Raw genomic sequence first — 26,538 nt, 5'->3', positions numbered from 1 at the left:
GCACGTGATCGCACCCGACCTGACCATGGACATCCCGACCGAGCTCGGCCGCGTCCACTTCGTGGGCATCGGCGGGTCCGGCATGAGCGGCATCGCCCGGCTGTTCCTCGCCGCCGGCCACCGCGTCACCGGATCCGACTCCCGCGACTCCGACGCCGTCCAGGCCCTCCGGGAGCTCGGCGCCGAGATCCACGTGGGGCACGACGCCCGGCACGTGGGCTACGCCGAGGCGCTCGTCGTCACGGGCGCGCTGTGGCAGGACAACCCCGAGTACGTGCTCGCGAAGGAGCGGGGCCTGCCGATCCTGCACCGCTCGCAGGCGCTCGCCTGGCTGATCAGCGGCCAGCGCCTCGTCGCCGTCGCGGGCGCGCACGGCAAGACCACGTCCACCGGCATGATCGTCACCGCGCTCCTCGAGGCCGGCCGCGACCCGTCGTTCGTCAACGGCGGCGTGATCGGCGGGCTGGGGGTCTCGAGCGCCCCCGGATCCGAGGAGCTCTTCGTCGTCGAGGCCGACGAGTCCGACGGGTCCTTCCTCCTCTACGACACCGCGGTCGCGCTCATCACCAACGTCGACGCCGACCACCTCGACCACTACGGATCGCACGAGGCGTTCGACGACGCGTTCGTCCGCTTCGCGAGCGCCGCCTCGGAGCTCGTCGTCATCTCGAGCGACGACCCGGGCGCGCGTCGCGTCACCGCGCGCATCGAGGGCCGCATCGTCACCTTCGGGGAGGACCCGGCGGCCGACGTCCGCATCTCCGACATCGTCACCGACGGCCCCGTCGCCTTCACGATCACCCACGAGGGCGTCGCGCGCCGCGCGGCGCTCCGCGTCCCCGGCCGCCACAACGCGATCAACGCGGCCGGCGCCTACGCCGTGCTCGTCGGCCTCGGCGTGGATCCCGACGACGCCGTCGGGGGCCTCGCCGGCTTCACGGGCACCGGCCGCCGCTTCGAGCTGCACGCGGAGGTGCGCGGCGTGAGCGTCTACGACGACTACGCGCATCACCCGACCGAGGTCCGCGCGGCCCTCGAGGCCGCCCGCACGGTCGTCGGATCCGGCCGCATCATCGCCGTCCACCAGCCGCACCTCTACAGCCGCACGCAGATGATGGCGGGCGATTTCGCGCGCGTCTACGAGGAGCTGGCCGACCACACGATCGTCCTCGACGTGTTCGGCGCGCGCGAGGACCCCATCCCCGGCGTCACGGGCGCCCTCGTCTCCGAGCGCTTCGCCGACGCGACCCGCGTCGACTACCTCCCCGACTGGCAGGCGGCCGCCGACCGCGCCGCCGGGATCGCCCGGGACGGCGACTTCATCGTGACCCTCAGCTGCGGCGACGTCTACCGGATCATCCCGCAGGTGGTCGACGCTCTCGCGCGCCCGGCCGACCCCGCCGCGTCCCCCCGGCCCGGCGAGTGAAGCGGCCCGAGGGCTTCGACCGGCCCCGGGTCCCGCGGCAGCCGGCGTCGGACGCGCCCGCGGACGGCGCCGACGCCCCGCCTTCCCGTCGCCGCGGATCCCGGCCGGCCACCCCGCCCGCCGCGCCGCCCCGCTCGGAGCCGGCGTCGTCCCGCTCCGAGCCGGCCACGACCCGGCCGCCTGCGGCGAGCCCGCAGCGTCCGGCGACCCCGCGGCCGACGACCCCGCGCCCGGTGACGCCGCGGCCGGTGACGCCGCGGCCCGTGACGCCCCCGCCCGCTCCTCGCACCGGCACCGGGACCGGCGCCCCCGCCCGGCCGAGCACCCCGCCGCCCGCCGCACCGCGACCCCGCGCCGACTGGCGCGACGACGACGAGCCGGACACCGAGCCGATCGTCCTCCCGCACCTCGCGCAGGCCCCTGTCACGGCGCCCCCCGCCCCGAGCACCGGGCGGGAGCCCGCCGCCGCGCGCCCGGGCGGCCTCGCCGGACGCCTGGGCCGCCGTGCGCGCGGCGCCGCGGAGACCGCGGGAGCCGCTGCCGCCGCGCGTCCCCTGCGCCGACGCACCCACGCGGAGGGCGACGGCGAGCCGACCCCCCGTGCGCATCGGCCGGCGCGTCCCGCCAGCGCCACCACGGGCGACGCGGAGGCGCGCCGGCAGCTGCGCCGCGCCCGCCGCGAGCGCCAGCGGTACGAGCGCCAGGAGGTGCGCCGCTTCACGCAGCGGGCGCGTCGCCGCCGCGCCGGTCTCCTCGGCGCGCTCGGGGCCTTCCTCGTCCTCGCGCTCGTCGTCGGCATCGCCGTCTACTCGCCGCTGCTCGCCCTGCGCACCGTCGAGGTCGAGGGCGCCGACCGCGTGTCGCCGGGGAGCATCCAGGCCGCGCTGTCCGACCAGGTCGGCACGCCGCTCCCGCTCGTCGACCTCGACCGCGTCGGCGACGAGCTCCGGGCGTTCCCCCTCATCCGCAGCTACAGCACCGAGAGCCGCCCGCCGTCGACCCTCGTGATCCGCATCGTCGAGCGCACGCCCGTCGCCGTGATCCAGTCCGGGGCGGGCTTCGACCTCGTCGACCCCGCGGGCGTCACCATCGAGCGCGCCACGGCGCGCCCCGACGGCTACCCGCTCATCGACCTGCCCAGCGCCGACTTCTCGTCCCCGCGCTTCCAGGCGGCCACCGCCGTGCTCATCGCGCTCCCGTCGGACTTCCTGCCGCAGGTCGACAGCATCCAGGCGAACACCACCGACGACGTGATGCTCACCCTCCGCAGCGGCAAGAAGGTGCTGTGGGGGAGCGGCGAGCGCTCCGCCGACAAGGCGCAGGTGCTGCAGGCGCTCGTGAAGGCCCGCGGCGACGTCGGCTCGTACGACGTCTCCGCGCCCGACGCGCCCGTCGCCGGACCCTGATCCCGCCCGGAACGGACCGGGCTTCGCGACACGCGGCACGGGAGCCGCCGCACCGACCCCGAGCCCCCTAACGTCGGGATCAGGAAATGCATACTGAGTAAACTCTAAGCCTCCACCGGAGGTCGAAGGTTCTAGCGGAGGCCCGTCGTGTCGAACAACCAGAACTACCTCGCCGTCATCAAGGTCGTCGGCATCGGCGGTGGCGGCGTCAACGCCGTCAACCGCATGATCGAGCTCGGTCTGCGGGGCGTGGAGTTCATCGCGATCAACACCGACGCGCAGGCGCTGCTCATGAGCGACGCCGACGTCAAGCTCGACGTCGGCCGCGAGATCACCCGCGGCCTCGGCGCGGGCGCCGACCCCGAGGTCGGCCGTCGTGCCGCCGAGGACCACGCGGAGGAGATCGAGGAGGCCCTCGCGGGCGCCGACATGGTCTTCGTCACCGCGGGCGAGGGCGGCGGCACCGGCACCGGCGGCGCGCCCGTCGTGGCGCGCATCGCCAAGTCGATCGGCGCGCTCACCATCGGCGTCGTCACGAAGCCGTTCGGCTTCGAGGGCAAGCGCCGCTCGGCCCAGGCCGAGCTCGGCGTCGCGACGCTGAAGAACGAGGTCGACACGCTCATCGTCGTGCCGAACGACCGCCTGCTGGAGATCAGCGACCGCGGCATCAGCATGCTCGAGGCCTTCGCGACCGCCGACCAGGTGCTCCTCGCCGGCGTCCAGGGCATCACCGACCTCATCACGACCCCGGGCCTCATCAACCTCGACTTCGCCGACGTCAAGTCGGTCATGCAGGGCGCGGGATCCGCGCTCATGGGCATCGGCTCCTCCCGCGGCGCCGACCGGTCGATCAAGGCGGCCGAGCTGGCCGTCGCGTCGCCGCTCCTCGAGGCGAGCATCGAGGGCGCCCACGGCGTGCTGCTCTCCATCCAGGGCGGGTCGAACCTCGGCATCTTCGAGATCAACGACGCGGCCAAGCTCGTGCAGGAGGCCGTGCACCCCGAGGCCAACATCATCTTCGGCGCGGTCATCGACGACACCCTCGGCGACGAGGTGCGCGTCACCGTCATCGCCGCGGGCTTCGACGGCGGCGAGCCGTCGGCCAAGGTCGAGAACCGCCGCAGCGGCTTCGTCGCCGCGGGCGGGGGAGCGGTCGCCGCTCCCGAGGCCGTCGAGTCGGCGCCCGCGCGCCCCAAGGCGGAGGCGCCCGTCGCGTCCGTCCCGGCCAGCGACCCGACGTTCGAGGACGACGGCGACGACCTGGACATCCCCGACTTCCTGAAGTGAGCGACGCTCCGCTGACCGGCGGCGCGCACGCGTCGGACGCCCACCCCGGCGAGGCCCACCCCGGCCTCGCCGAGCGGTGGGCGTCCGTGCAGGCGGAGGTGGCCGACGGGATCCGCGACGCCGGTCGCGCCCCCGACGAGGTCACCACGATCGTCGTCACCAAGTTCCAGCCCGTGTCGCTCCTGCGGGCGCTCGTCGACCTCGGCGTGCGCGACCTCGGCGAGAGCCGGCACCAGGAGGCGCAGGGCAAGGCCGCCGAGCTGGAGGGGCAGGGCGTCGCCTGGCACTTCGTCGGGCAGCTCCAGGGCAAGAAGGCGCGGCAGGTGCGGCGCTACGCCTCCGTGATCCACTCCGTCGACCGCCCGTCGCTCATCGACGCGCTCGTTTCCGACGCCGAGGAGACGCGCGTCTTCCTCCAGGTGAACCTCACCGACGACCCGGCGCGCGGCGGCGTGCCGCCGGCGGAGGCCGAGGCCCTCGCGGAGCACGCCGCGGCCGCCGCCGGGATCCGCGTCCTCGGCGTCATGGCCGTCGCCCCCGACGACGGGGAGCCCCGCCGCGCGTTCGCGCGCCTGCGCGGGATCTCCGACGACGTCCGCCGCATCCTGCCGGACGCGCGGGCCATCTCCGCGGGCATGTCCGGCGACCTCCGCGAGGCGCTGCTCGAGGGCGCGACACACCTTCGGGTCGGATCGGCAATCACGGGAAAGCGACCCGGCGGCCCTTAATGTCGACAGTGCGGTCCGGTTCGGAGGCCGACCCGGAAAGAGGAATGATGGCCAACCCACTTCGCAAGACCATGGTGTACCTGGGACTCGCCGACGAGGAGCTCGACTACCAGCAGGGCCAGCAGCCCGCGCAGCAGCAGTCGCCCGTGCAGGCCGTCCCGGCGCCCGCCCCCGCTCCCCAGCAGCAGCAGCAGCCGCAGGCGAAGCGGGCACCCGTGACCCCCCTGCACAAGAGCTCGACCACCACAAGGAATGCGGCGCCGGCTGAAATGAACGAGATCCTCACCGTCCACCCCAAGGCCTACAAGGACGCGCAGGTCATCGCCGAGAACTTCCGCGAGGGGGTGCCCGTCATCATCAACCTCTCGCAGATGACCGACGACGACGCCCGCCGCCTCATCGACTTCGCGAGCGGCCTGTCCATCGGCCTCTACGGCAAGATCGAGCGCGTCACGAGCAAGGTCTTCCTGCTCTCGCCGTCGCACGTCGCCGTCTCGGGCGAGCAGTCGGCCACCGAGGCCGAGGTCGAGGCCTCCTTCTTCGGGCGCTGATCCACCCAGCACCGCGATGGCGGGCGTCGACGGGACCTCCCATCGACGCCCGCCATACTTGTGTCCGTGATCATCGTCAACATCGTCGCCACCGTCCTGTGGTTCGCCCTCCTGGCGTTCCTCATCTGCATGTGGGGCCGCTTCGTCCTCGACCTGGTCCAGTCGCTCTCGCGGCAGTGGCGTCCGCGCGGCGCGATGCTCATCGTCGCGGAGGCCTCGTACACGGTCACCGACCCGCCCATCGGCTTCGTCCGTCGGCTGATCCCGCCGCTGCGGCTCGGCCCGGTCGCGATCGACTTCGGCTGGATGATCACGATGCTCGTCGCCATCATCCTGTTCAACGTCGTCGGCGGCCTGGTGCGCTGAGGCCCCGCCCTCCGTCCGCCGATCCGCCATCCGGTCCCCGGACCGATGCGATCCGCTGGTAGCGTTGAGGCGCACGTTGTCCCGAATCCCCGTCCGCTCGCGGACCCCGCTCTATGCACAAAAGAGGTGGCAGGCCATGGCTCTCACTCCTGAAGACGTCGTCAACAAGCGTTTCCAGCCGACCAAGTTCCGCGAGGGATACGACCAGGACGAGGTCGACGACTTCCTCGACGAGGTGGTCGTCGAGCTGCGCCGCCTCCACCAGGAGAACGAGGAGCTGCGTCAGCGCCTCTCGTCCGGCGAGTCCGCCCCCGCCGCGACCACGGTCATCGACACCCCCGCTCCCGCGCCCGCCGCGGTCGAGCAGGCGCCCGTCGTCGCCGAGCCCGAGCCCACCCCCGAGCCCGAGCCCGAGCCTGCCCCGGCCCCCGTCGCGGCGCAGGCTCCCGCGGTCGACGAGGACGACGAGACCAGCAGCACCAGCAGCCTCCTGAAGCTCGCCCGCAAGCTCCACGAGGAGCACGTCCGCGAGGGCGTCGAGAAGCGCGACGCGCTCGTCGCCGAGGCGCACGCCACCGCGGCCCGCATCGCCGCCGAGGCCGAGGCCGAGCAGCGCTCGAAGACCGCCGTCCTCGAGAAGGAGCGCCAGGTCCTCGAGGGCCGCATCGACGAGCTCCGCACGTTCGAGCGCGAGTACCGCACCAAGCTCAAGGGCTACATCGAGGGCCAGCTCCGCGAGCTGGACGCGTCCGGTTCCAGCGAGGCGCCCGCCACCGCCTCGTTCGGCAACTAGCACCGCACCACCCGCGCGCCCGACGGCGACGCGGGACCCGGCTCCTCGGAGCCACGGGGTCCCGCGTCGCCGTCGTCGTTCGCGCGGCCCGCACCCGCCGCCCGCCGGCACCGCACCCGCACCGGAAGAGGTCACCCGATGGAGCACCGCACCCTCCCCGTCCCCGACGGGCTCGACGGCCAGCGCGTCGACGCGGGCCTCGCCCGCCTCCTCGGCTTCTCGCGCAGCTTCGCGGCGGAGGTCGCCGAGGCCGGCGGCGTGACGCAGGACGGCCGCGAGGCCGGCAAGTCCGACCGGCTGGTGGCCGGATCCATGCTCGCCGTCAGCTGGCAGCCGCGGCAGGAGCCGTCGGTCGTGCCGCTCGCGGTGCCCGACCTCGGCATCGTGCACGACGACGACGACATCGTCGTGGTCGACAAGCCCGTCGGCGTCGCCGCGCACCCCAGCGTGGGATGGACCGGGCCGACCGTGCTCGGCGCGCTGGCCGCCGCCGGATTCCGCCTCAGCACCTCGGGTGCCGAGGAGCGGCAGGGCATCGTGCACCGGCTCGACGCGGGCACCAGCGGCCTGATGGTCGTCGCGAAGACGGAGCGCGCGTACACCGAGCTGAAGCGGCAGTTCCACGACCGGGAGGTCGAGAAGATCTACCACGCGGTCGTCCAGGGGCACCCGGATCCGCTCGCCGGCACCATCGACGCGCCCATCGGCCGGCACCCGCGCAGCGACTGGAAGTTCGCGGTCACCGCCGACGGCAAGCCCTCGGTCACGCACTACGAGACGCTCGAGGCGTTCCCGCGGGCGGCCCTGCTCGAGGTGCACCTCGAGACCGGCCGCACCCACCAGATCCGCGTGCACATGGCGGCGCAGCGGCACCCCTGCGTCGGCGACGCCATGTACGGCGCCGACCCCACGATCTCCGCGCAGCTGGACCTGCACCGGCAGTGGCTGCACGCGATGCGGCTGGAGATCACGCACCCCGCCACGGGCGACCGCGCGTCGTTCTCGAGCACGTACCCGGCCGACCTGGAGCGCGCGCTCTCGCGTCTGCGCGACTGACGCCCGACACGCCCGAGAGGCCTCCCGCGGCCTGCCTATGATGGCCAGACCGCAGCCACGACCAGTAGAAGAGACCCGTGCCCCGCAACGACTCGTTCGTCCACCTCCACGTCCACAGCGAGTACTCGATGCTCGACGGGGCGGCCCGCGTGGGGCCGCTCGTGCAGGCCGCCGCGGAGCAGCAGATGCCCGCCGTCGCCATCACCGACCACGGCAACGTGTTCGGCGCGTTCGACTTCTGGAAGCAGGCGAAGGCCGCGGGCGTGAAGCCCATCATCGGCACCGAGGCCTACATCACGCCGGGCACGCATCGCGGGGATCGCACGCGCGTCCGCTGGGGCGACGGCGGGCGGGACGACGTCTCCGGATCCGGCGCCTACACGCACCTCACGATGCTCGCCGAGACCACGGAGGGGATGCACAACCTCTTCCGCCTGTCGTCGCGCGCGTCGCTCGAGGGCTACTACTTCAAGCCGCGCATGGACCGCGAGCTCCTCAGCACGTACGCGAAGGGCCTCATCGCCACCACGGGCTGCCCGTCGGGCGAGGTGCAGACGCGTCTGCGCCTCGGCCAGTACGACGAGGCCGTCAAGGCCGCGAGCGACTACCGCGACATCTTCGGGGCGGGCAACTACTTCTGCGAGATCATGGACCACGGCCTCGGCATCGAGCGCCGGATCATGAGCGACCTCCTGCGCCTCGCGAAGGACCTCGACCTCCCGCTCGTCGCCACGAACGACCTGCACTACACGCACGAGCACGACGCGACGAGCCACGCGGCGCTCCTGTGCGTGCAGTCCGGCACCACGCTCGACGACCCCAACCGGTTCAAGTTCGACGCCGACGAGTTCTACCTCAAGACCGCGCAGCAGATGCGGCACCTCTTCCGCGACCACCAGGAGGCGTGCGACAACACGCTCCTCATCGCCGAGCGCTGCGACGTGCAGTTCAACGAGTCCGCCAACTACATGCCGCGCTACCCGGTGCCCGAGGGCGAGAGCGAGCAGACCTGGTTCGTCAAGGAGGTCGAGCGCGGCCTCGTCCGCCGCTACCCGCGCGGCTTCTCGGACGACGTGCGCAAGCGCGCCGACTACGAGGTCGGCGTCATCGCCCAGATGGGCTTCCCGGGCTACTTCCTGGTGGTCGCGGACTTCATCGCCTGGTCCCGCGAGAACGGGATCCGCGTGGGCCCCGGTCGCGGATCCGGCGCCGGGTCGATGGTCGCCTACGCGATGGGCATCACCGATCTCGACCCGCTGCAGCACGGCCTCCTCTTCGAGCGGTTCCTCAACCCGGACCGCGTCTCCATGCCCGACTTCGACGTCGACTTCGACGACCGTCGCCGCGGCGAGGTCATCCGGTACGTGACCGACAAGTACGGCGACGAGCGCGTCGCGCAGATCGTCACCTACGGCACCATCAAGGCCAAGCAGGCGCTCAAGGACTCCAGCCGCGTGCTCGGCTACCCCTTCTCCATGGGCGACAAGCTCACCAAGGCCATGCCGCCGGCGATCATGGGCAAGGACATCCCGCTGTCCGGCATCCTCGACACCGACCACCCGCGCTACCGCGAGGCCGGCGACTTCCGCGAGGTGCTCGCGATGGACCCGGAGGCGCAGAAGGTCTTCGAGACAGCGCAGGGCATCGAGAACCTCAAGCGCCAGTGGGGCGTGCACGCGGCCGGCGTCATCATGTCGAGCGAGCCGCTCATCGACATCATCCCGATCATGAAGCGGGAGCAGGACGGCCAGATCGTCACGCAGTTCGACTACCCCGCGTGCGAGTCGCTCGGCCTCATCAAGATGGACTTCCTGGGGCTGCGCAACCTCACGATCATCGACGACGCGCTCAACAACATCGAGTCGAACCGGGGCGAGAGGCTCGTGCTCGAGGACCTCGGGCTCGACGACCAGGGCGCGTACGACCTCCTGGCGCGCGGCGACACCCTCGGCGTCTTCCAGCTCGACGGCGGGCCCATGCGCTCGCTCCTGCGCATGATGAAGCCCGACAACTTCGAGGACATCTCCGCCGTCATCGCGCTGTACCGCCCGGGCCCCATGGGCGCGAACTCGCACACGAACTACGCGCTGCGGAAGAACGGGCTGCAGGAGATCACGCCGATCCACCCGGAGCTCGAGGAGCCGCTGCGCGAGGTGCTCGGCACCACGCACGGCCTCATCGTGTACCAGGAGCAGGTCATGTCGGTCGCGCAGAAGCTCGCGGGCTTCACGCTCGCGCAGGCCGACCTCCTCCGCCGCGCGATGGGCAAGAAGAAGAAGTCCGAGCTCGACAAGCAGTTCGCCGGCTTCTCGCAGGGCATGATCGACAACGGCTACTCGATGGCCGCGGTGAAGGCGCTCTGGGACATCCTGCTGCCCTTCTCCGACTACGCGTTCAACAAGGCGCACTCCGCGGCGTACGGCGTCGTCTCCTACTGGACCGCGTACCTCAAGGCGCACTACCCGGCCGAGTACATGGCCGCGCTCCTCACGAGCGTCGGCGACTCCAAGGACAAGATGGCGCTGTACCTCAACGAGTGCCGCCGCATGGGCATCAAGGTGCTCCCGCCGGACGTCAACGAGTCCATCGGGTTCTTCGCCGCGGCCGGATCCGACATCCGCTTCGGCCTCGGCGCCGTGCGCAACGTCGGCGCCAACGTGGTGGAGGCGCTCCGGGGCGCCCGCACGGAGCAGGGCGCGTTCGAGTCGTTCGACGACTTCCTCAAGAAGGTGCCGCTTCCCGTCGCCAACAAGCGCACCGTCGAGTCGCTCATCAAGGCGGGCGCGTTCGACTCGCTGGGGGACACCCGGCGGGCGCTGCTCGAGGTGCACGAGGGCATGATCGACGCCTCCGTCAGCGACAAGCGCGCCGCCATGAACGGCCAGGTCGGCTTCGACTTCGACAGCCTCTGGGACGAGCCGCAGCACGCGCGCAAGGTGCCCGAGCGGCCGGAGTGGGCGAAGCGCGACAAGCTCGCGTTCGAGCGCGAGATGCTCGGCCTCTACGTGTCCGACCACCCGCTGGCCGGCCTCGAGATCCCGCTCGCGAAGCTCGCCTCGACGGGCATCGCGGAGCTGCTCGCGACCGACGCGTCCATGGACGGCGAGACGGTCACGCTCGCGGGCCTCCTCACGAGCGTGCAGCACCGCACCGCGCGCAACTCGGGCAACCAGTACGGCATGGTGCAGCTCGAGGACTTCGGCGGCGAGATCACCTGCATGTTCATGGGCAAGGCGTACCAGGAGTTCGCGCCGGCGCTGCAGGGCGACACCGTCGTGGTCATCCGCGGCCGGGTATCCACGCGCGACGACGGCATGAACATCCACGCGTTCTCGATGTTCCAGCCCGACCTCGGCCAGAGCCTCGGCTCCGGCCCGCTGCTCATCAGCCTCGCCGAGAACCGCGCCACGACCGAGACGGTCATGGGCCTCAACGACGTGCTGATCCGCCACTCGGGCGACACCGAGGTGCGCCTCCAGCTCGTGAAGGGCGACAGCGGGCGCGTGTTCGAGATCCCGTACCCGGTCACGGTGAGCGCGGACCTCTACGGCGAGCTCAAGTCGCTGCTCGGGCCGAACTGCCTGGGCTGACGCACGGGGGCGATCCGCACCGGCGGGCGCCGGTCGCCGCGTCTCAGGCCTCGGCGCCCGGCCGCAGGTAGCGGCGGGCGTGGTAGACGAGCGGCTCGTCGTCGACGCCCGCGCCGCCGTCCTCGACGCGCACGACGACCACGATCGCGTCGTGGACGTGCACCCGCTCGACGATCCGGGCGACGAGGAGCGCGGTGCCTCCCGCGAGGACGGGCAGGCCGTGCGGGCCGGGGGACCAGTGGTCCCCGGCGAAGCGCTCGGCCGCGGGGCCGCTGAGGCGCTCCGCCAGGTGCCGGTCGCGCGCACCCAGCACGTGGACGGCGACGTGGTCGGCGACCGCGAGGGCCGCGGCGCTCGACGCGGTGCGCGCGAGGCTGAAGCTCGCGAGCGGCGGATCCGCCGACACGGAGGCGAGGGACGTCGCCGTGAACCCGACGGGGGATCCGTGCGCGTCGCGCGTCGTGACGATCGCGGCGCCCGCGGCATGCCGCCGGAACGCGGCGCGGAAGGCGGCCTGGCCCGGGGCCTCGGAGAGCGTGGTGGCGGGGTGCGCGTCCATGCCGGAGACGCTAGCCGCCGGATCCGCCGCACGCCCGCTCGGTAGACTTCCGGAGTCATGATGCGCATCCAGGACCTCCGCGGCACAACGCCCAGCACCGCCGACCTGCTCGACCTCCTCCCGCGTCCGGTCACCGACGTGGCCGTCGCGCTCGACGTGGCGCGCGAGCTCGTCGAGGACGTGCGCACCCGGGGGAGCGCCGCGCTCCTCGACCAGGCGGAGCGGCTCGACCGCGTGCGGCCGGAGGAGCTGCGCGTGCCCGCCGCCGCGATCGCCGCCGCGGTCGAGGCCCTCGACCCGGCCGTCCGCGCCGCGCTCGAGGAGGCCATCCGCCGCGTGCGCCTCGGCTCCGCTGCCCAGGTCCCGCCCGAGACCACGACCACGGTCGTCCCCGGCGGGACCATCGTGCAGCGCTGGCAGCCCGTGCGCCGCGTCGGGCTCTACGTGCCGGGCGGCAAGGCCGTCTACCCCTCCAGCGTCGTGATGAACGTGGTCGCCGCGCAGGTCGCCGGGGTCGCGAGCATCGCGCTGGCCTCGCCGGCGCAGGCCGCGCACGGCGGATCCGTGCACCCCGTCATCCTCGGCGCCGCCGGGCTCCTCGGCGTCGACGAGGTCTACGCCATGGGCGGCGCGGGTGCCATCGGCGCCTTCGCTCACGGCGTGGCCGACATCGGCCTGGAGCCCGTCGACGTCGTCACCGGCCCCGGCAACATCTACGTCGCGGCGGCCAAGCGCGTCGTCCGCGGCATCACGGGCATCGACTCGGAGGCCGGCACGACGGAGATCCTCGTCATCGCCGACGCGCAGGCCGACGCGCGCCTCGTGGCGGCCGACCTCGTCAGCCAGGCGGAGCACGACGAGATGGCCGCATCCGTCCTCGTCACCGACTCGCCCGAGCTGGCGCGCGCCGTGGACGCGGAAGTCGAGGCCCTCACCGCCACGACCGGCCACTCGGCCCGCGTCGGCCAGGCGCTCACCGGCCCGCAGTCGGCGATCCTCGTGGTCGACGACCTCGTCACCGCCTGCCGCTACAGCGACGCGTACGGCCCGGAGCACCTCTCCGTGCAGACCGCCGACCCGGACGCGCTGCTCGCGCACCTGCACAGCGCCGGCGCCATCTTCCTCGGCCCGCACTCGCCCGTGAGCCTCGGCGACTACCTCGCGGGTTCCAACCACGTGCTCCCCACGGGCGGCCAGGCCCGCTTCGGCTCCGGCCTGGGCGCGTACACGTTCCTCCGCCCGCAGCAGGTCGTGCGCTACGACGCCCGCGCCCTCCGCGAGGCCGAGCCGATGATCGTGGCGCTCAGCCGCGCCGAGGACCTCCCCGCGCACGGCGACGCGGTGACGGCGCGCCTGCCGCGCTGACGTATCCTGGCCACACGATGTTCTGCCCCTTCTGCCGCCACCCCGACTCCCGCGTCGTCGACTCCCGCACGAGCGACGACGGCCTGTCGATCCGCCGGCGCCGGCAGTGCCCCGAGTGCGGCCGCCGCTTCAGCACCACGGAGACCGCGAGCCTCAGCGTGATCAAGCGCAACGGCGTCGTCGAGCCGTTCAGCCGGGAGAAGATCGTCACCGGCGTGCGGAAGGCCTGCCAGGGCCGGCCCGTCACCGACACCGACCTCGCGGTCCTCGCGCAGCGCGTCGAGGAGGCGATCCGGGCCACGGGAGCCTCGCAGATCGAGGCGAACGACATCGGCCTCTCGATCCTCCCGCCGCTCCGCGAGCTCGACGAGGTCGCGTACCTCCGCTTCGCCAGCGTCTACCAGGGCTTCGACTCCCTCGACGACTTCGAGTCGGCCATCGCGCAGCTGCGCGTCGCGCACGCCGCGTCCTCCGACGCCGACTCGCGCTGACGTCCTCCGCCCGGGCCGCCGGCGACCGTCCGGGCACCCGCTAGCCTGGTGCCGATGTATCCCCTCCTCTTCCGCACGGTCCTGTCGCGCATGGACCCGGAGGACGCCCACCACCTCGCGTCCACGGCCATCTCCCTCCTCCCGCCGTCCGGCTTCGGCTGGATCGCCCGCCGGCTGACCGCACCGGATCCGTCGCTCGCCGTCGACGCGCTCGGCCTCCGCTTCCCGTCCCCGTTCGGCGTCGCCGCGGGGTTCGACAAGGACGCGCAGGCCGTGCTCGGGCTCGGGCAGCTCGGCTTCGGGCACGTCGAGGTCGGCACGGTCACGGCCGAGGCACAGCCGGGCAATCCCCGTCCGCGCCTCTTCCGCCTCGTCGAGGACCGGGCGGTGATCAACCGCATGGGCTTCAACAACGGGGGAGCGGCTGCCCTCGCGGACCGGCTCCGCCGCCTGCGCGCGCGCCGCGACCGGCCGGTCATCGGCGTCAACATCGGCAAGACCCGCGCGGTCGCCGTCGAGGATGCGGTCGCCGACTACGTCCGCACGACGCGCCTCGTCGCGCCCGTCGCCGACTACCTCGCCGTCAACGTGAGCTCCCCGAACACCCCCGGCCTGCGCGGGCTCCAGGAGATCGAGCTGCTCCGGCCGCTCCTCACGAGCATCCGCGACGCCGCCGACGGCGTCCCCGTCCTCGTCAAGATCGCCCCCGACCTGCAGGACGCCGAGGTGGAGCGGATCGCGGAGCTCGCGACCGAGCTCGGCCTCGCCGGCGTCATCGCCACGAACACGACGCTGTCGCGCGCGGGTCTGCGCACCGACGCGGGCGTCGTCGAGGCGGCGGGAGCGGGCGGCCTCTCCGGCGCGCCGCTCGCCGCCCGTTCGCTCGAGGTGCTCGGGATCCTGCGCCGCGCCCTCCCGGCGGACGCGTGCGTCATCTCGGTCGGCGGCGTCGACACCGCCGAGGACGTGCAGGCGCGGCTCGACGCGGGCGCGACCCTCGTGCAGGGCTACACGGCGTTCCTCTACCGCGGACCCCTGTGGGCCCGGTCGGTCAACGCGGGCCTCGCGCGCCTCCGCCGACGCTGAGCCGCGGGCGGCCGCGAAGCCGGACGACCGGCGGACGGATCAGCTGAAGGTGACCGTCTCGCGGCGCTTCACCTGCGGCTTGGGCAGGCGCATGGGGCGCATCTGGATCGTCCGCATGCCCGTGTACCAGCGGATGCCGCGCTCGACGCGGTCGGCGCCGACCCGGGCCGCGATGGCCGCGCGCACGCGGCGTCCCGTGAAGTACGCGTCGACGATGGCGGCGAGGACGAAGACGTAGATCGACAGCAGCGGGACGGCCGCCAGGTTCGGCAGCACGAAGGTGAGCACCACGACGACGCCCATCACGGGGAGCAGGAACTCGCCGACGCTCCAGCGGGCGTCCACGACGTCGCGGGCGTACCGCTTCTGCGGGCCCTTGTCGCGGACGGGCAGGTAGCGCTCGTCGCCCGCGGCCATGCCGGCGTTCGCCCGGGCACGGGCCTCGCGGGCCTTCTCCTTCGCCTGCTGCGCGGCGAGCTTGCGGTCCTGGGGGACGAGCGGGCGCAGGTTCGCCGCCTCGCGCTCGCGCCGGGTGGGGGTGGGGCCCTTCTTCCCGTCGGTCGTGCGGCCCTCGGCGGACGCCGGAGCGCTCGTCTCGGAGGGGGTCTCTGCGGGGGTGTGCTGCTTCGCCACGTCAATCGTCCTTGCCTGGAGTGAATCTAAGATTACCTGCATGACGCCTCCCGACACCTCCGCAGACGCCGTGACCGCACCGGATCAGGAGGCCGTCGACCGGCTCGCCGCCGCCGTCGCGGGCGGACTGCCCACCACGATCGCGGACCTCTCCGCGCTCGTGCGCATCCCCTCCGTCTCCTGGCCGGCCTTCGATCCCACGCACGTCGTCGCGAGCGCCGACGCCGTCGCGGGCCTGCTGGCGGGCCTCGGCGTCTTCGACGACGTCTCCGTCCACCGGGCGACGACGCCCGCGGGCGACGACGGGCAGCCCGCGGTGCTCGCCACGCGCGCGCCCCGGGACGGCAAGCCCACCGTCCTCCTCTACGCGCACCACGACGTGCAGCCGCCCGGAGCCGACGAGCACTGGGAGACGCCGCCCTTCGAGCCGACCCTGCGCGGCGATCGACTGCACGGGCGCGGCGCGTCGGACGACAAGGCCGGCATCATGACGCACGTCGCGGCCATCCGCGCGCTCGTCGAGGCGGAGGGCGACGACCTCGACCTCGGCCTCGCCGTCTTCATCGAGGGGGAGGAGGAGGCGGGATCCCGCTCCTTCGCCGACTTCCTCGCGAAGCACCACGACGCACTGGCCGCCGACGTCATCGTCGTCGCCGACAGCGACAACTGGGACGTCGACACCCCGTCCATCACCATCGCCCTCCGCGGCAACGTGACCTTCCGCCTCACGGTCCGCACGCTCGACCACGCCTCGCACTCGGGCATGTTCGGCGGTGCCGTGCCTGACGCGATGATGGCGGCCGTCCGCCTGCTCGACTCCCTCTGGGATGAGGGCGGGTCCGTCGCCGTCGCCGGCCTCACGAGCGCCGCGATGGAGACGCACGAGTACGACGACGCGCGCCTCGCGGAGGAGGCCGCCCTCCTCCCGGGCGTCTCGCCCGTCGGCACCGGCCCGATCCTCACCCGCCTGTGGGCCCAGCCCTCCATCACGGTGACGGGCATCGACGCGCCCTCGGTCGCGAACGCGAGCAACACGCTCCTCCCGGAGGTGTCCGTGCGCATCAGCGCCCGCATCGCCCCCGGCCAGACCGCCGCGGACGCCTTCCGCGCCCTCGAGGCGCACATCCAGGGGCACCGGCCCTTCGGGGCGCACGTCGAGATCAACGACGTCGACCAGGGCGACCCGTTCCTCGTCGACACCACCGGCTGGGCGATGGCCGAGGCGACCGCCGCGATGACCGCGGGTTGGGGCCGCGCGCCCGTGCAGGCAGGCATCGGCGGGTCGATCCCGTTCATCGCCGACCTCGTCGAGGCGTTCCCGTCCGCCCAGATCCTGGTCACGGGCGTCGAGGACCCGGACACGCGCGCGCACAGCCCCAACGAGTCGCAGCACCTGGGCGTGCTCCAGCGCGCGATCCTCAGCGAGGCCGTGCTGCTCTCCCGCATCGCCCGCCGCAGCTGAGCGCCGCCGCCGTCCCGCCCCCGTCCGCGCCGGACACGCACGGGACGGCGGGAACACCCGGGTGACTCCCGCGGTTGCACGACGTAGACTCCACCGGAGTCGCCCGACCGCAGATCCCACCACCCGAGGAGTGCTCATGACCGACACCACGCTGACCGAGACCGCCCAGGCGGCCCACCGCGTCGGACTCACGGACACCGCCGCGAGCAAGGTCAAGAGCCTGCTCCAGCAGGAGGGCCGCGAGGACCTCCGTCTCCGCGTCGCCGTCCAGCCCGGCGGCTGCTCCGGCCTCATCTACCAGCTCTACTTCGACGAGCGCGAGCTCGACGGCGACGCCACGGTCGATTTCGACGGCGTCGAGGTCATCGTCGACAAGATGAGCGTCCCCTACCTGGACGGCGCGACGATCGACTTCGAGGACACCATCCAGAAGCAGGGCTTCACCATCGACAACCCGAACGCCGGCGGCTCCTGCGCGTGCGGCGACTCGTTCCACTGACACATGGAGCGGTAAGCGATCTGGCCCCGGGAAACCGGGCTTCGAACAGGGAGTCGTCCTTCGGGCGGCTCCCTGTCGCGTAGGGTGGAACACGTCACATCCGGTTCTTCGAAGGGTCTGCACGTGCGCTCCACTCGCCGTCAACGTTGGCTGACGATCCCCGTCGCCATAGGCATCTCGGTACTCCTCGCAGGGTGCACGCAGCAGCAGCTCCAGGGCTTCCTCCCCACCGAGGCCGGCACGACGAACCACGTCGACTCGGTCATCGGCCTGTGGGTCACGGCATGGATCGTGCTCCTCGCGGTCGGCGTGCTGACCTGGGGCCTCACCATCTGGGCCGCGGTCGTCTACCGCCGCCGCAAGGGCCAGACCGGCCTCCCCGTGCAGATGCGCTACAACATGCCGATCGAGATCTTCTACACGATCGTGCCGCTCATCCTCGTGCTCGGCTTCTTCGCCTTCACCGCCAAGGACCAGGCCGCCATCGAGGCGCGCTTCGACCAGCCCGAGGTCAAGGTCCAGGTCTTCGGCAAGCAGTGGGCGTGGGACTTCAACTACCTCGGCGGCGAGACCGAGTCCGGCCAGGCGATCGAGGGCGGCGCCTACGAGCAGGGCGTCCAGGCCGTGGACGACCCCGACGGGCCCCAGGGCTCGATCGACAAGGACAAGCTCCCCACGCTCTACCTGCCGGTGAACACCAAGGTCGAGCTCGAGCTCAACACCCGCGACACGCTCCACTCCTTCTGGGTCGTCGACTTCCTGTACAAGAAGGACCTCATCTCCGGCAAGACGAACTACATGACGTTCATCCCGGAGAAGGAGGGCACGTACATGGGCAAGTGCGCCGAGCTCTGCGGCGAGTACCACTCCCTCATGCTCTTCCAGGTGAAGGTCGTCTCGATCGACGAGTACAACGCCTACATCGAGAGCCAGAAGGCGGCCGGCTTCGAGGGCGACCTCGGCAAGGACTACGACCGCCTGCAGAACCTCCCCGGCACCGACGTGCCGGCCACCACCGAGTCGTCCGAAGAGTAGGGCAGCAGAAACGTGACATCGACCCTCAACCGTCCCACCGCGATCCCCGCGGGTCAGGCGAAGGTCCTCGACGGCAACGGCAAGGCCGAGCGCCGGGGCAACGTCGTGGTCAACTGGATCACCTCCACCGACCACAAGACGATCGGGTACCTGTACCTGATCACCTCGTTCCTCTACTTCTGCCTCGGCGGCGTCATGGCGCTCGTCATCCGCGCCCAGCTCTTCGAGCCCGGCCTGCACGTCGTGGAGACCAAGGAGCAGTACAACCAGCTCTTCACCATGCACGGCACGATCATGCTGCTCATGTTCGCGACGCCGCTGTTCGCCGGCTTTGCCAACGTGCTCATGCCGCTGCAGATCGGCGCGCCGGACGTGGCGTTCCCCCGCCTCAACGCCTTCGCGTACTGGCTCTTCAACTTCGGCTCCCTCATCGCAGTCGCGGGCTTCCTCACGCCGGCCGGCGCGGCCTCGTTCGGATGGTTCGCGTACGCGCCGCTGTCCAGCACGACGTTCTCGCCGGGTTTGGGAGGCAATCTCTGGGTGATGGGTCTCGCGCTCAGCGGATTCGGCACCATCCTCGGCGCCGTGAACTTCGTGACTACCATCATCACGATGCGCGCGCCCGGCATGACGATGTTCCGCATGCCGATCTTCACCTGGAACATCCTCGTGACGTCGATCCTCGTGCTGATGGCGTTCCCGGTGCTCGCCGCCGCGCTCTTCGGCCTCGGCGCCGACCGCATCTTCGACGCCCACATCTACGACCCGGCCAACGGCGGCGCCATCCTCTGGCAGCACCTGTTCTGGTTCTTCGGACACCCCGAGGTGTACATCATCGCGCTGCCGTTCTTCGGCATCGTCTCCGAGGTCTTCCCGGTCTTCAGCCGCAAGCCGATCTTCGGGTACAAGACGCTGGTCTACGCGACCATCTCCATCGCGGCCCTCTCGGTCACGGTGTGGGCGCACCACATGTACGTCACCGGCTCGGTCCTCCTGCCGTTCTTCTCGCTCATGACCATGCTCATCGCGGTCCCGACCGGCGTGAAGATCTTCAACTGGATCGGCACCATGTGGCGCGGATCGGTCACGTTCGAGACCCCCATGCTCTGGGCGATCGGCTTCCTCATCACGTTCACGTTCGGCGGCCTGACCGGCGTCATCCTGGCGTCGCCCCCGCTCGACTTCCACGTGTCCGACACGTACTTCGTCGTGGCGCACTTCCACTACGTGGTGTTCGGCACGGTCGTGTTCGCCATGTTCTCGGGCTTCTACTTCTGGTGGCCCAAGTGGACGGGCACGATGCTCAACGAGCGCCTCGGCAAGGTCCACTTCTGGCTGCTGTTCGTCGGCTTCCACACCACGTTCCTCATCCAGCACTGGCTGGGCGTCATGGGCATGCCGCGTCGCTACGCGACGTACCAGCCCGAGGACGACTTCACGTGGATGAACCAGCTGTCGACGATCGGCGCCGGCATCCTCGCGCTGTCGATGATCCCGTTCTTCCTGAACGTCTGGATCACCGCCCGCACGGCGCCGCGCGTCACGGTCAACGACCCGTGGGGCTACGGCCGCTCGCTCGAGTGGGCCACGTCGTGCCCGCCGCCGCGGCACAACTTCACGTCCATCCCGCGCATCCGCTCGGAGGCCCCGGCCTTCGACCTCAACCACCCCGAGGCGGGCATCCCCGTGGGAATCGGTCCGGCGAAGGACGCTCCGGATGCCGCGACCTACGACATCTCCAGCGACAAGGTGAAGTGACGTGCGCGCCAATAGGAACCTCTTCTACGTCCTCGCGGTCTTCTTCGTCATCGCCGCGGCCGCGTACACGATCTGGCACCTCATCGACCAGAACACGGTCGAGTGGGTCGGCACGCTGGCCATCGCGCTCTCCGGGGTGCTGGCCGCGTTCATCGGCTTCTTCGTGGCGCGCCTCTACGCGGCGCAGAACGGCGAGCTCCCGGAGGACCGCAGCGACGCCAACGTCGACGACGGCGACCCGGAGCTCGGCTTCTTCAGCCCGTGGAGCTGGTGGCCGGTCATCCTCGCGGCCGGTGCCGCCTCCGTGTTCCTCGGCCTCGCCGTGGGCATCTGGATCGCGATCATCGGCGGCGGTCTCGCGATCATCGCGCTCGTGGGCTGGACCTACGAGTACTACCGCGGCTACTTCGCCCGCTGATCCCGTGGTCGACATCCGGCACGCGCTGGCCACGGACGGGGACGCGGTCTTCGCCCTCTGCCAGCAGCTCGACATGATCAACGCCCCGGCGACCCGCGACGACTTCGACGTCACGTTCTCCCACATCCTGCGGGCGAACAAGGACGTCGGTCGCGACGTGCTCCTGGTCGCGGAGGACGGCGGCCGTGTCGTCGGGTACGCGTACCTGGTCGTGTCCCGGCTCCTCTACGCCGGCGGGCTCAGCGCCCACCTCGAGGAGCTGGTGGTCGATAGCACCGCGCGCAGCGCCGGCACGGGGTCCTCCCTGGTCAGGGCGGTGGAGCGTCTCTGCGGCGATCGCGGCGTCGGCCAGATCACGATGAGCACGCGTCGTGCCGGTGAGTTCTACAAGCGCCTCGGCTACGAGCGCACCGCCGAGTTCTACAAGAAGCTGCTGCGCTAGGCAGCACCGTTCGTCACGATGCCCGGTCCCGCGAGGGGCCGGGCATCGTCGCGTCCGGTACCCGTCCGCTGGGGCGATGTGCCCCGGTCAGAAGCTCCCGCGGGCCGCACGCATCGTCTCGCGCAGGGGGGAGGGCGGTCACGGGCCGGGACGATCCACGGTGCCCGCTCAGGCCGCAGCCGCGACCCGGCGGATGGCCACGACCGTCACGTCGTCCGGGGGAGTCCCGTCCGCGGCCAGGCGGGTGAGGCTCGCGACGGCCTGGGCAGCGCTCGACGCCATGGACATGGCGGTGAGCGCCGCCAGGTCCATCGAGGCCAGGGTGCCGTCGAACAGGTCGAGGACCCCGTCGCTGCAGATGAGGAGCAGATCGCCCGGGTCCAGGCGCACGGTCGTGACCGCCCAGTCCTGCGTGCCGAGGGCGCCGAGGGGCAGGTTCCGGGAGGGGATGGGCTCCCGGGAGCCGTCGGCCCGGCAGACCACGCCGAGGCCGTGGCCCGCGTCCACCAGCTGGATCTCGCCGCTCGGCGCGTCGAGCCGCAGATGCAGCAGCGTCACGAAGGCGTCATTCGCGTCGAGGTCGGACTCCACCGCGCGGTCGACGACGGTCATCGTCCCTCCCGGGTCGTGCGCGGGGAGCGCTACGCGGAGCGCGGCGCGGACCGTCGCCGCGATCATGGCGGCGCCGACTCCCTTGCCCATGACGTCGGCCAGGGTGACCACCAGGCCGTCCGGTGTCCGCTGCCAGTCGAAGAAGTCCCCGCTGACCGCGCCGCTCGGCACGCACGTCCCCGCGACCTCGTAGCCGGCGATGTCGGGCACGGTCTGCGGGAGCAGCCGACGCTGCACGCCGCCGCCCTCCACCAGCTCCTGCCGGGTTCGCGCGGCGCGGGCGGCGAGCTTCTTCGCCACCTGCTCGCCGCTGAGCGACGCCATGCTGAACGACACCACCACGAGGAGGACCAGCGTGATGAGCGTCGTCGACGGCGTGCCGAACCAGGTGGTGAAGGCGGGGCTCCGGGGGCCGGTGGCGACGAAGGCGACGAGACGCAGGCCGTAGTAGGTCGCGAGGGCGCCGGAGGCGAGCAGCAGCGGCCAGCGGGTCCGGGACTGCCCGGCTCCGAGGAGGGCGATCTCCCGCGTCGAGAGCCCGATGAGGGTGGACATCAGGGCGAGGTAGAGCGGGCCCCCGGACCAGTCGTTGGTCGCGGGGGAGTCGGCGCACGAGACGGCGACGACGAGCGCCGCGGGCGGCACCACCAGCCACCAGGGAGTCGGCCGCTCCCGGAGCGACCTGCTCCCCATCCAGACGGAGGCGGATCCGGCGACGATGAGGCCGTTACCCAGCGGATTGGCCCACACCTGACCGGCGGTGCCGTCGAGGAGGTACGCGAGCGAGCCGCCCATGAACAGGGCGAGCGCGGCGCACCACCAGAAGCTGAACGGCGATCGCGTGGTGCGGAACGTGACGAGGGCGAACAGCAGGAACAGGGTGAGCGTCGTCACGCCGAAGGCGACGCGGAGGGTGAGCGAGTCGAGCAAGGTGCGATCCGTGTCCCATGGGTCAGGTCGAGGGGACGGACCGGGGACGGTACGTCGTCCGCGAGAGCGGGCGTCCACCCGGGGAGTCCGCCAGCCTGCACCGCACCCCCCGGGCAGCAACAGCGTGATGAGGATCACGCTACCCGTCGGAGCCGTGCGGACCAGGGTCTGGCGGATCACTCAGCAGCACGATAGGAGAGCTGCCCGGCCAGCCTCGAGGGGCACGCGCGAGGCGCAGAGCCGCGAGGTCGCGGAGGCGCGTCGGAGGCCCGCAGCTGCCCTCACGCGGCCGTCGGGGCGTCCCGTCGGCGGAGGACGTGGATCATGACGTCGACCGTCACGTCCTGGCTGTCCGGCACGGGTGCCCGCGTCGACGGGGAGGGGGGCGCGGGTGCCGCGAGGTCGGCGGCGACGCCCGGATGGTGCGCCGACGGCCCCATGCCGAGCAGGAGGGCCACGTCGTCCTCCGTAAGCCTCAGGACGCGGTGGACACGGGCCTCCGAGATCCGCTCGAACAGCGGATCGGCGGCGTCGAGGATGCGCTCCCGCTTGTCCTCCTGGACACCCACGGCACGGCCGGCGGCACGGAGCTCGGCGAGGTGTCCGGGTCCGGCGGCGACGATGGCGACGCGACCGCCCGGCGCGAGCGCCCGGTGGAACTCGGGGAGGTTGCGCGGCGCGAAGACGTCGAGGATGAGGTCGGCGGTCCCGTCGCGGAGCGGGAGCGAGGCCCAGGTGTCGGCGACCACCCCGTCGACGTCCGAGCGGCCGCGCACCGCGATGGCCACGGCGGAAGGGGAGAGGTCGGCGGCCATCCCCACGGACCCGGGAAGGCGGTCGAGGAGCGCGCGAAGGTAGTGCCCCGTGCCGCAGCCGGCGTCGACGATGCGGAGCGGCTCCGGCGGCCTGTCCGCCTCGATCCCCGCGCCGACCGCCTCGCTCAGGGCGTCGACGACGGGGGCGTAGTGCCCCCGCTCCAGGAAGCGGTCCCGGGCGGCGAGCATCGCCGCGGTGTCGCCGACGACGCGCGTGCCCGGCGCGAGGAGGGTCGCGTACCCGCGCTTGTTGGCATCGACGGCGTGACCCCGGTCGCAGCGGAGCACGAGCGCGGGGATCGCGCGGAGCTCCTCGCCGCAGGTCGGGCACCGCAGCCAGGACGCGAGCCGGATCAGGTCCACGCGTGCTCCTCCAGGTCGTGTCGTCGTGTGATGGACGCACGAGAGCCGGTCCAGCATGACGCCGGACCGGCTCTCGGGGCGTTCGCGCGTCAGCGCGAGCGGGTGTTCCTAGTGGTGGTCGCCGTGGCTGCGCTCGACGTCCTTCGTGGTGACCGGGGAGATCCGGTCCTCGAAGAACCACTTCGACAGCGCCGCGCGGGCCCGCTGGTTGACCGTTATGCGTCCACGGCTGTCCGGGCGGATCATGAGCGGCTTGTAGTCGTCGTAGCTCACGAGGCGCCAGCGCTCGAACTCGTCGAGCTGCTCGTGCACCTCGATGAACTCGCCGCCGGGGAGCTTCACGATGCGGCCCGACTCGACGCCGTGGAGGGCGATCTCGCGGTCCTTCTTCATGAGCGCCAGGCAGACGCGCTTGGTGACCTGGTAGGCGATGACCGGTCCGAGGATAAGGAGCGCCTGCAGCGTGTGGATGACGCCCTCCATCGACACCTTGAAGTGCGTGGCGATGAGGTCCGAGCTCGCGGCGGACCAGAGGACCGCGTAGAACGAGACGCCGGCCGCGCCGATGGCGGTGCGGGTCGGGGCGTTGCGCGGACGGTCGAGGATGTGGTGCTCGCGCTTGTCGCCGGTGATCCACGCCTCGATGAAGGGGTAGAGCGCGACGAGCACGATGAACAGGCCCAGGACCGTGATCGGCAGGATGATGTTGAACGAGAACGTGTGGTCGAGCAGCACGAACTCGAGTCCCGGCGGCACGAGGCGCAGGGCGCCGTCGGCGAAGCCGATGTACCAGTCGGGCTGCGTTCCCGCCGACACCGGGGACGGGTCGTAGGGGCCGTAGTTCCAGATGGGGTTGATCGTGAAGAACGACGCCATGACCACGATCACGCCGAAGACGACGAAGAAGAACCCGCCGGCCTTCGCCGCGAACGTGGGGAGCACGGGGACGCCGACCACGTTCTCGTTCGTGCGGCCGGGGCCGGCGAACTGGGTGTGCTTGTGCACGACCACGAAGAGCAGGTGGAGGGCCAGGAACGCCACGAGGATCGCCGGCAGCAGCAGGATGTGCAGCGTGTAGAGCCTCGGGATGATCGCCGTGCCCGGGAACTCGCCGCCGAAGAGCAGGAACGAGATCCACGTGCCGATGACCGGGATGCCCTTGACCATGCCGTCGATGATCCGCAGGCCGTTGCCGGAGAGCAGGTCGTCGGGGAGGGAGTAGCCCGTGAAGCCCTCGGCCATCGCGAGGATGAAGAGGACGAAGCCGATGAACCAGTTGAGCTCGCGCGGCTTGCGGAACGCACCCGTGAAGTAGATGCGCAGCATGTGCAGGCCGATCGAGGCCACGAACAGCAGGGCCGCCCAGTGATGGATCTGGCGCATGAGCAGGCCGCCGCGGATGTCGAACGAGATGTCGAGCGACGACGACATGGCGACCGACATCTCGACGCCCTTGAGCGGCGCGTACGAGCCCTCGTAGTGGGTCTCCGCCATCGACGGGTCGTAGAAGAAGGTGAGCCAGGAGCCCGTCAGCAGGATGACGACGAAGCTGTAGAGCGCCACCTCGCCGAGCATGAAGGACCAGTGGTCCGGGAAGATCTTCCGCCCGAACTCCTTGACGGCGACGCTGACGCTGGTGCGCTCGTCGAGGTAGGTCGCGGCGGCGGCGGTGAGGCCGCCCCCGCTCTTGGCGGCGGGCGCGGTGGCGCCCGTCGTGGTCGGATCAGCTGTTGTAGTCACCACGACGCTCCCAGAAACTCGCCCCTACGGGCTCGGTGAAATCACTCTGTGCAATGAGGTAGCCCTCGTCGTTGACGGCGATGGGCAGCTGCGGCAGGGGCCGCTTGGCCGGTCCGAAGATGACCTCGCAGTGGTTGGTCACGTCGAACTGGGACTGGTGGCAGGGGCAGAGCAGGTGGTGCGTCTGCTGCTCGTAGAGCGCCACCGGGCAGCCCACGTGCGTGCAGACCTTCGAGTAGGCGACGATCCCGTCGTAGGACCAGCCCTTGCGCTCGGGCAGCTCGACCAGGTCCTCGGGGCGCAGGCGCATGAGCAGCACCGCGGCCTTGGCCTTCTCCTCGAGCTTGCCCTCCTCGAGCTCCATGAGGGAGGCCGGGATGACGTGGAACGCGGAGCCGATCGTGACGTCCGACGCCTTGATGGGGGTGCCGGAGGGGTCGCGGGTCAGGACCTCGCCCTTCTTCCACAGCGTGTGGCTGAGGGCGGAGGCGGGCTCCTCGGCGCTGCCCGGGTACAGGTCGCGGAAGAGGACCACGGCCGGCAGCGGGAAGGCGACGAGGGCGCCGATGAGGCTGTTGCGGATGAGCGAGCGACGGCCGAAGCCGGACTCCTCGTTCGCCTGGGCGAAGATCTCGACGGCGCGGGCCTGCGTGGCGGGGGAACCGCCCTGCGGGTGGCGCTCGTCGATGAGCTCGTGATCGCTCATGAGCGCCTTCGACCAGTGGATCGCGCCGATGCCGAGGCTCAGCAGCGCGAGCGCGATGCCGACGCCGAGGAACAGGTTGTTGAGGCGCACGCTGCCCGGGTCGTCCGCGTAGATCGGGAAGCCGAAGTAGGCCCCGATCGCGAAGACGCTGCCCACGATGGACAGGTAGAACCAGGTGTAGACGACGCGCTCGGCCGTCCGGGCCTTCTTCGGGTCCTTGTCGGTGACGCGGAGACGGTGCTCCGGGAAGCCGGGGTTCGCGAACGCGTCGCGCGTGGCGACGGCGGTGCCGCCGGGCAGCACGACGTCACGGCCTGCCGGCTCGAGCTCGCCGGCGTCGTAGCCCGCGGGGACGACGCCCGACTCGTCCTTATCGTCGTGTGCCATGTGCGTGCCTCTCCTGTGTTCTGGTGCGGGTCAT

Annotated in this window: 24 protein-coding genes; 18 read left to right on the top strand and 6 right to left on the bottom strand. The window is 71.7% G+C overall.

Translation table 11 applies throughout. The annotated features are described in order from the left end of the window. The first annotated feature begins 4 nt into the window (after positions 1–4). The 9 genes from murC to dnaE all read left to right on the top strand — a co-directional run bounded on the left by murC (position 5) and on the right by dnaE (position 11,203). A complete protein-coding gene (murC, locus tag H9X71_RS09360; protein ID WP_191146850.1) occupies positions 5–1,426 on the top strand; it encodes a UDP-N-acetylmuramate--L-alanine ligase in 1,422 nt (473 codons plus the stop codon). A 263-nt stretch (positions 1,427–1,689) separates the two neighbouring features. Continuing rightward, positions 1,690–2,832, top strand: a complete 1,143-nt coding sequence (locus H9X71_RS09355) for a cell division protein FtsQ/DivIB (RefSeq protein WP_244961538.1) — start codon at positions 1,690–1,692, stop codon at positions 2,830–2,832. A gap of 147 nt (positions 2,833–2,979) precedes the next feature. Further along, positions 2,980–4,119, top strand: a complete 1,140-nt coding sequence (gene ftsZ, locus H9X71_RS09350) for a cell division protein FtsZ (RefSeq protein WP_191146849.1) — start codon at positions 2,980–2,982, stop codon at positions 4,117–4,119. After that, positions 4,116–4,847: a YggS family pyridoxal phosphate-dependent enzyme gene (locus H9X71_RS09345; protein WP_191146848.1), complete on the top strand. Its 732-nt coding sequence runs from the start codon at positions 4,116–4,118 to the stop codon at positions 4,845–4,847. The genes ftsZ and H9X71_RS09345 overlap by 4 nt, the downstream gene beginning before the upstream one ends. Positions 4,848–4,894: 47 nt before the next feature. Beyond that, complete coding sequence (locus tag H9X71_RS09340; RefSeq protein WP_191146847.1) at positions 4,895–5,398, top strand: cell division protein SepF; 504 nt, start codon at positions 4,895–4,897, stop codon at positions 5,396–5,398. Between the two features lie 66 nt (positions 5,399–5,464). Beyond that, entirely contained in the window at positions 5,465–5,764 is a 300-nt protein-coding gene (locus H9X71_RS09335) for a YggT family protein (RefSeq protein WP_191146846.1), read from the top strand. Between the two features lie 136 nt (positions 5,765–5,900). Then, entirely contained in the window at positions 5,901–6,557 is a 657-nt protein-coding gene (locus H9X71_RS09330) for a DivIVA domain-containing protein (RefSeq protein WP_191146845.1), read from the top strand. Positions 6,558–6,695: 138 nt separating this feature from the next. After that, positions 6,696–7,613 carry an RluA family pseudouridine synthase gene (locus H9X71_RS09325; RefSeq protein WP_191146844.1) on the top strand — a complete coding sequence of 306 codons (918 nt, stop codon included), beginning with the start codon at positions 6,696–6,698 and terminating at the stop codon, positions 7,611–7,613. A 128-nt stretch (positions 7,614–7,741) separates the two neighbouring features. Continuing rightward, positions 7,742–11,203, top strand: a complete 3,462-nt coding sequence (dnaE, locus tag H9X71_RS09320; RefSeq protein ID WP_425321413.1) for a DNA polymerase III subunit alpha — start codon at positions 7,742–7,744, stop codon at positions 11,201–11,203. Between the two features lie 43 nt (positions 11,204–11,246). Here dnaE and H9X71_RS09315 read toward each other — a convergent pair whose 3' ends face one another. Continuing rightward, entirely contained in the window at positions 11,247–11,762 is a 516-nt protein-coding gene (locus H9X71_RS09315) for a flavin reductase family protein (RefSeq protein ID WP_191146842.1), read from the bottom strand. Positions 11,763–11,822: 60 nt separating this feature from the next. On the opposite strand from H9X71_RS09315, the gene hisD reads away from it, so the two are divergent. Genes hisD through H9X71_RS09300 form a run of 3 tightly spaced genes read left to right on the top strand, consistent with a single transcriptional unit; the run spans position 11,823 to position 14,704 of the window. After that, positions 11,823–13,127, top strand: a complete 1,305-nt coding sequence (hisD, locus tag H9X71_RS09310; protein WP_191149141.1) for a histidinol dehydrogenase — start codon at positions 11,823–11,825, stop codon at positions 13,125–13,127. Positions 13,128–13,144: 17 nt separating this feature from the next. After that, entirely contained in the window at positions 13,145–13,618 is a 474-nt protein-coding gene (gene nrdR, locus H9X71_RS09305) for a transcriptional regulator NrdR (protein ID WP_191146841.1), read from the top strand. A gap of 54 nt (positions 13,619–13,672) precedes the next feature. After that, positions 13,673–14,704, top strand: a complete 1,032-nt coding sequence (locus H9X71_RS09300) for a quinone-dependent dihydroorotate dehydrogenase (protein ID WP_191146840.1) — start codon at positions 13,673–13,675, stop codon at positions 14,702–14,704. Between the two features lie 39 nt (positions 14,705–14,743). On the opposite strand, the gene H9X71_RS09295 is transcribed toward H9X71_RS09300, so the two are convergent. Continuing rightward, the gene (locus H9X71_RS09295) at positions 14,744–15,337 is read right to left on the bottom strand and encodes a DUF3043 domain-containing protein (RefSeq protein WP_191146839.1); all 594 of its coding nucleotides are present in this window, start codon (positions 15,335–15,337) and stop codon (positions 14,744–14,746) included. Positions 15,338–15,377: 40 nt separating this feature from the next. On the opposite strand from H9X71_RS09295, the gene H9X71_RS09290 reads away from it, so the two are divergent. The 6 genes from H9X71_RS09290 to H9X71_RS09265 all read left to right on the top strand — a co-directional run bounded on the left by H9X71_RS09290 (position 15,378) and on the right by H9X71_RS09265 (position 20,951). Beyond that, positions 15,378–16,799: a dipeptidase gene (locus tag H9X71_RS09290; RefSeq protein WP_191146838.1), complete on the top strand. Its 1,422-nt coding sequence runs from the start codon at positions 15,378–15,380 to the stop codon at positions 16,797–16,799. 136 nt (positions 16,800–16,935) lie between these two features. Beyond that, the gene (erpA, locus tag H9X71_RS09285; RefSeq protein WP_012038530.1) at positions 16,936–17,298 is read left to right on the top strand and encodes an iron-sulfur cluster insertion protein ErpA; all 363 of its coding nucleotides are present in this window, start codon (positions 16,936–16,938) and stop codon (positions 17,296–17,298) included. Between the two features lie 123 nt (positions 17,299–17,421). Continuing rightward, a complete protein-coding gene (gene ctaC, locus H9X71_RS09280) occupies positions 17,422–18,333 on the top strand; it encodes an aa3-type cytochrome oxidase subunit II (protein ID WP_191146837.1) in 912 nt (303 codons plus the stop codon). A 12-nt stretch (positions 18,334–18,345) separates the two neighbouring features. After that, positions 18,346–20,091 (top strand): aa3-type cytochrome oxidase subunit I, encoded by a 1,746-nt coding sequence (gene ctaD / locus H9X71_RS09275; RefSeq protein ID WP_191146836.1) that lies wholly within the window; start codon positions 18,346–18,348, stop codon positions 20,089–20,091. A gap of 1 nt (position 20,092) precedes the next feature. After that, entirely contained in the window at positions 20,093–20,509 is a 417-nt protein-coding gene (locus H9X71_RS09270; RefSeq protein ID WP_191146835.1) for a cytochrome c oxidase subunit 4, read from the top strand. Positions 20,510–20,513: 4 nt separating this feature from the next. Next, positions 20,514–20,951 (top strand): GNAT family N-acetyltransferase, encoded by a 438-nt coding sequence (locus tag H9X71_RS09265; RefSeq protein WP_191146834.1) that lies wholly within the window; start codon positions 20,514–20,516, stop codon positions 20,949–20,951. A 168-nt stretch (positions 20,952–21,119) separates the two neighbouring features. Here H9X71_RS09265 and H9X71_RS09260 read toward each other — a convergent pair whose 3' ends face one another. The 4 genes from H9X71_RS09260 to qcrA all read right to left on the bottom strand — a co-directional run bounded on the left by H9X71_RS09260 (position 21,120) and on the right by qcrA (position 26,504). Further along, positions 21,120–22,493 (bottom strand): PP2C family protein-serine/threonine phosphatase, encoded by a 1,374-nt coding sequence (locus H9X71_RS09260; RefSeq protein WP_191146833.1) that lies wholly within the window; start codon positions 22,491–22,493, stop codon positions 21,120–21,122. Positions 22,494–22,774: 281 nt separating this feature from the next. Continuing rightward, positions 22,775–23,671, bottom strand: a complete 897-nt coding sequence (locus H9X71_RS09255; protein ID WP_191146832.1) for a methyltransferase domain-containing protein — start codon at positions 23,669–23,671, stop codon at positions 22,775–22,777. A gap of 108 nt (positions 23,672–23,779) precedes the next feature. Next, the gene (gene qcrB, locus H9X71_RS09250; protein WP_414750535.1) at positions 23,780–25,414 is read right to left on the bottom strand and encodes a cytochrome bc1 complex cytochrome b subunit; all 1,635 of its coding nucleotides are present in this window, start codon (positions 25,412–25,414) and stop codon (positions 23,780–23,782) included. Continuing rightward, positions 25,395–26,504 carry a cytochrome bc1 complex Rieske iron-sulfur subunit gene (gene qcrA / locus H9X71_RS09245; protein WP_191146830.1) on the bottom strand — a complete coding sequence of 370 codons (1,110 nt, stop codon included), beginning with the start codon at positions 26,502–26,504 and terminating at the stop codon, positions 25,395–25,397. The genes qcrB and qcrA overlap by 20 nt, the downstream gene beginning before the upstream one ends. Between the last annotated feature and the right edge of the window lie 34 nt (positions 26,505–26,538).

It is taken from the genome of Clavibacter zhangzhiyongii (assembly GCF_014775655.1).
GTDB classification, from domain to species: Bacteria; Actinomycetota; Actinomycetes; order Actinomycetales; family Microbacteriaceae; genus Clavibacter; species Clavibacter zhangzhiyongii.
This window is presented reverse-complemented; position numbering and strand designations above follow the sequence as displayed.

What these genes read in the sequence shown, in the direction of transcription:
- H9X71_RS09340 (WP_191146847.1), top strand. Translation starts at nt 4,895, where the DNA reads ATGGCCAACCCACTTCGCAAGACCATGGTGTACCTGGGACTCGCCGAC.
- H9X71_RS09330 (WP_191146845.1), top strand. Translation starts at nt 5,901, where the DNA reads ATGGCTCTCACTCCTGAAGACGTCGTCAACAAGCGTTTCCAGCCGACC.
- H9X71_RS09325 (WP_191146844.1), top strand. Translation starts at nt 6,696, where the DNA reads ATGGAGCACCGCACCCTCCCCGTCCCCGACGGGCTCGACGGCCAGCGC.
- dnaE (WP_425321413.1), top strand. Translation starts at nt 7,742, where the DNA reads ATGCTCGACGGGGCGGCCCGCGTGGGGCCGCTCGTGCAGGCCGCCGCG.
- H9X71_RS09315 (WP_191146842.1), bottom strand. Translation starts at nt 11,762, where the DNA reads ATGGACGCGCACCCCGCCACCACGCTCTCCGAGGCCCCGGGCCAGGCC.
- hisD (WP_191149141.1), top strand. Translation starts at nt 11,823, where the DNA reads ATGCGCATCCAGGACCTCCGCGGCACAACGCCCAGCACCGCCGACCTG.
- nrdR (WP_191146841.1), top strand. Translation starts at nt 13,145, where the DNA reads ATGTTCTGCCCCTTCTGCCGCCACCCCGACTCCCGCGTCGTCGACTCC.
- H9X71_RS09300 (WP_191146840.1), top strand. Translation starts at nt 13,673, where the DNA reads ATGTATCCCCTCCTCTTCCGCACGGTCCTGTCGCGCATGGACCCGGAG.
- H9X71_RS09290 (WP_191146838.1), top strand. Translation starts at nt 15,378, where the DNA reads ATGACGCCTCCCGACACCTCCGCAGACGCCGTGACCGCACCGGATCAG.
- erpA (WP_012038530.1), top strand. Translation starts at nt 16,936, where the DNA reads ATGACCGACACCACGCTGACCGAGACCGCCCAGGCGGCCCACCGCGTC.
- qcrA (WP_191146830.1), bottom strand. Translation starts at nt 26,504, where the DNA reads ATGGCACACGACGATAAGGACGAGTCGGGCGTCGTCCCCGCGGGCTAC.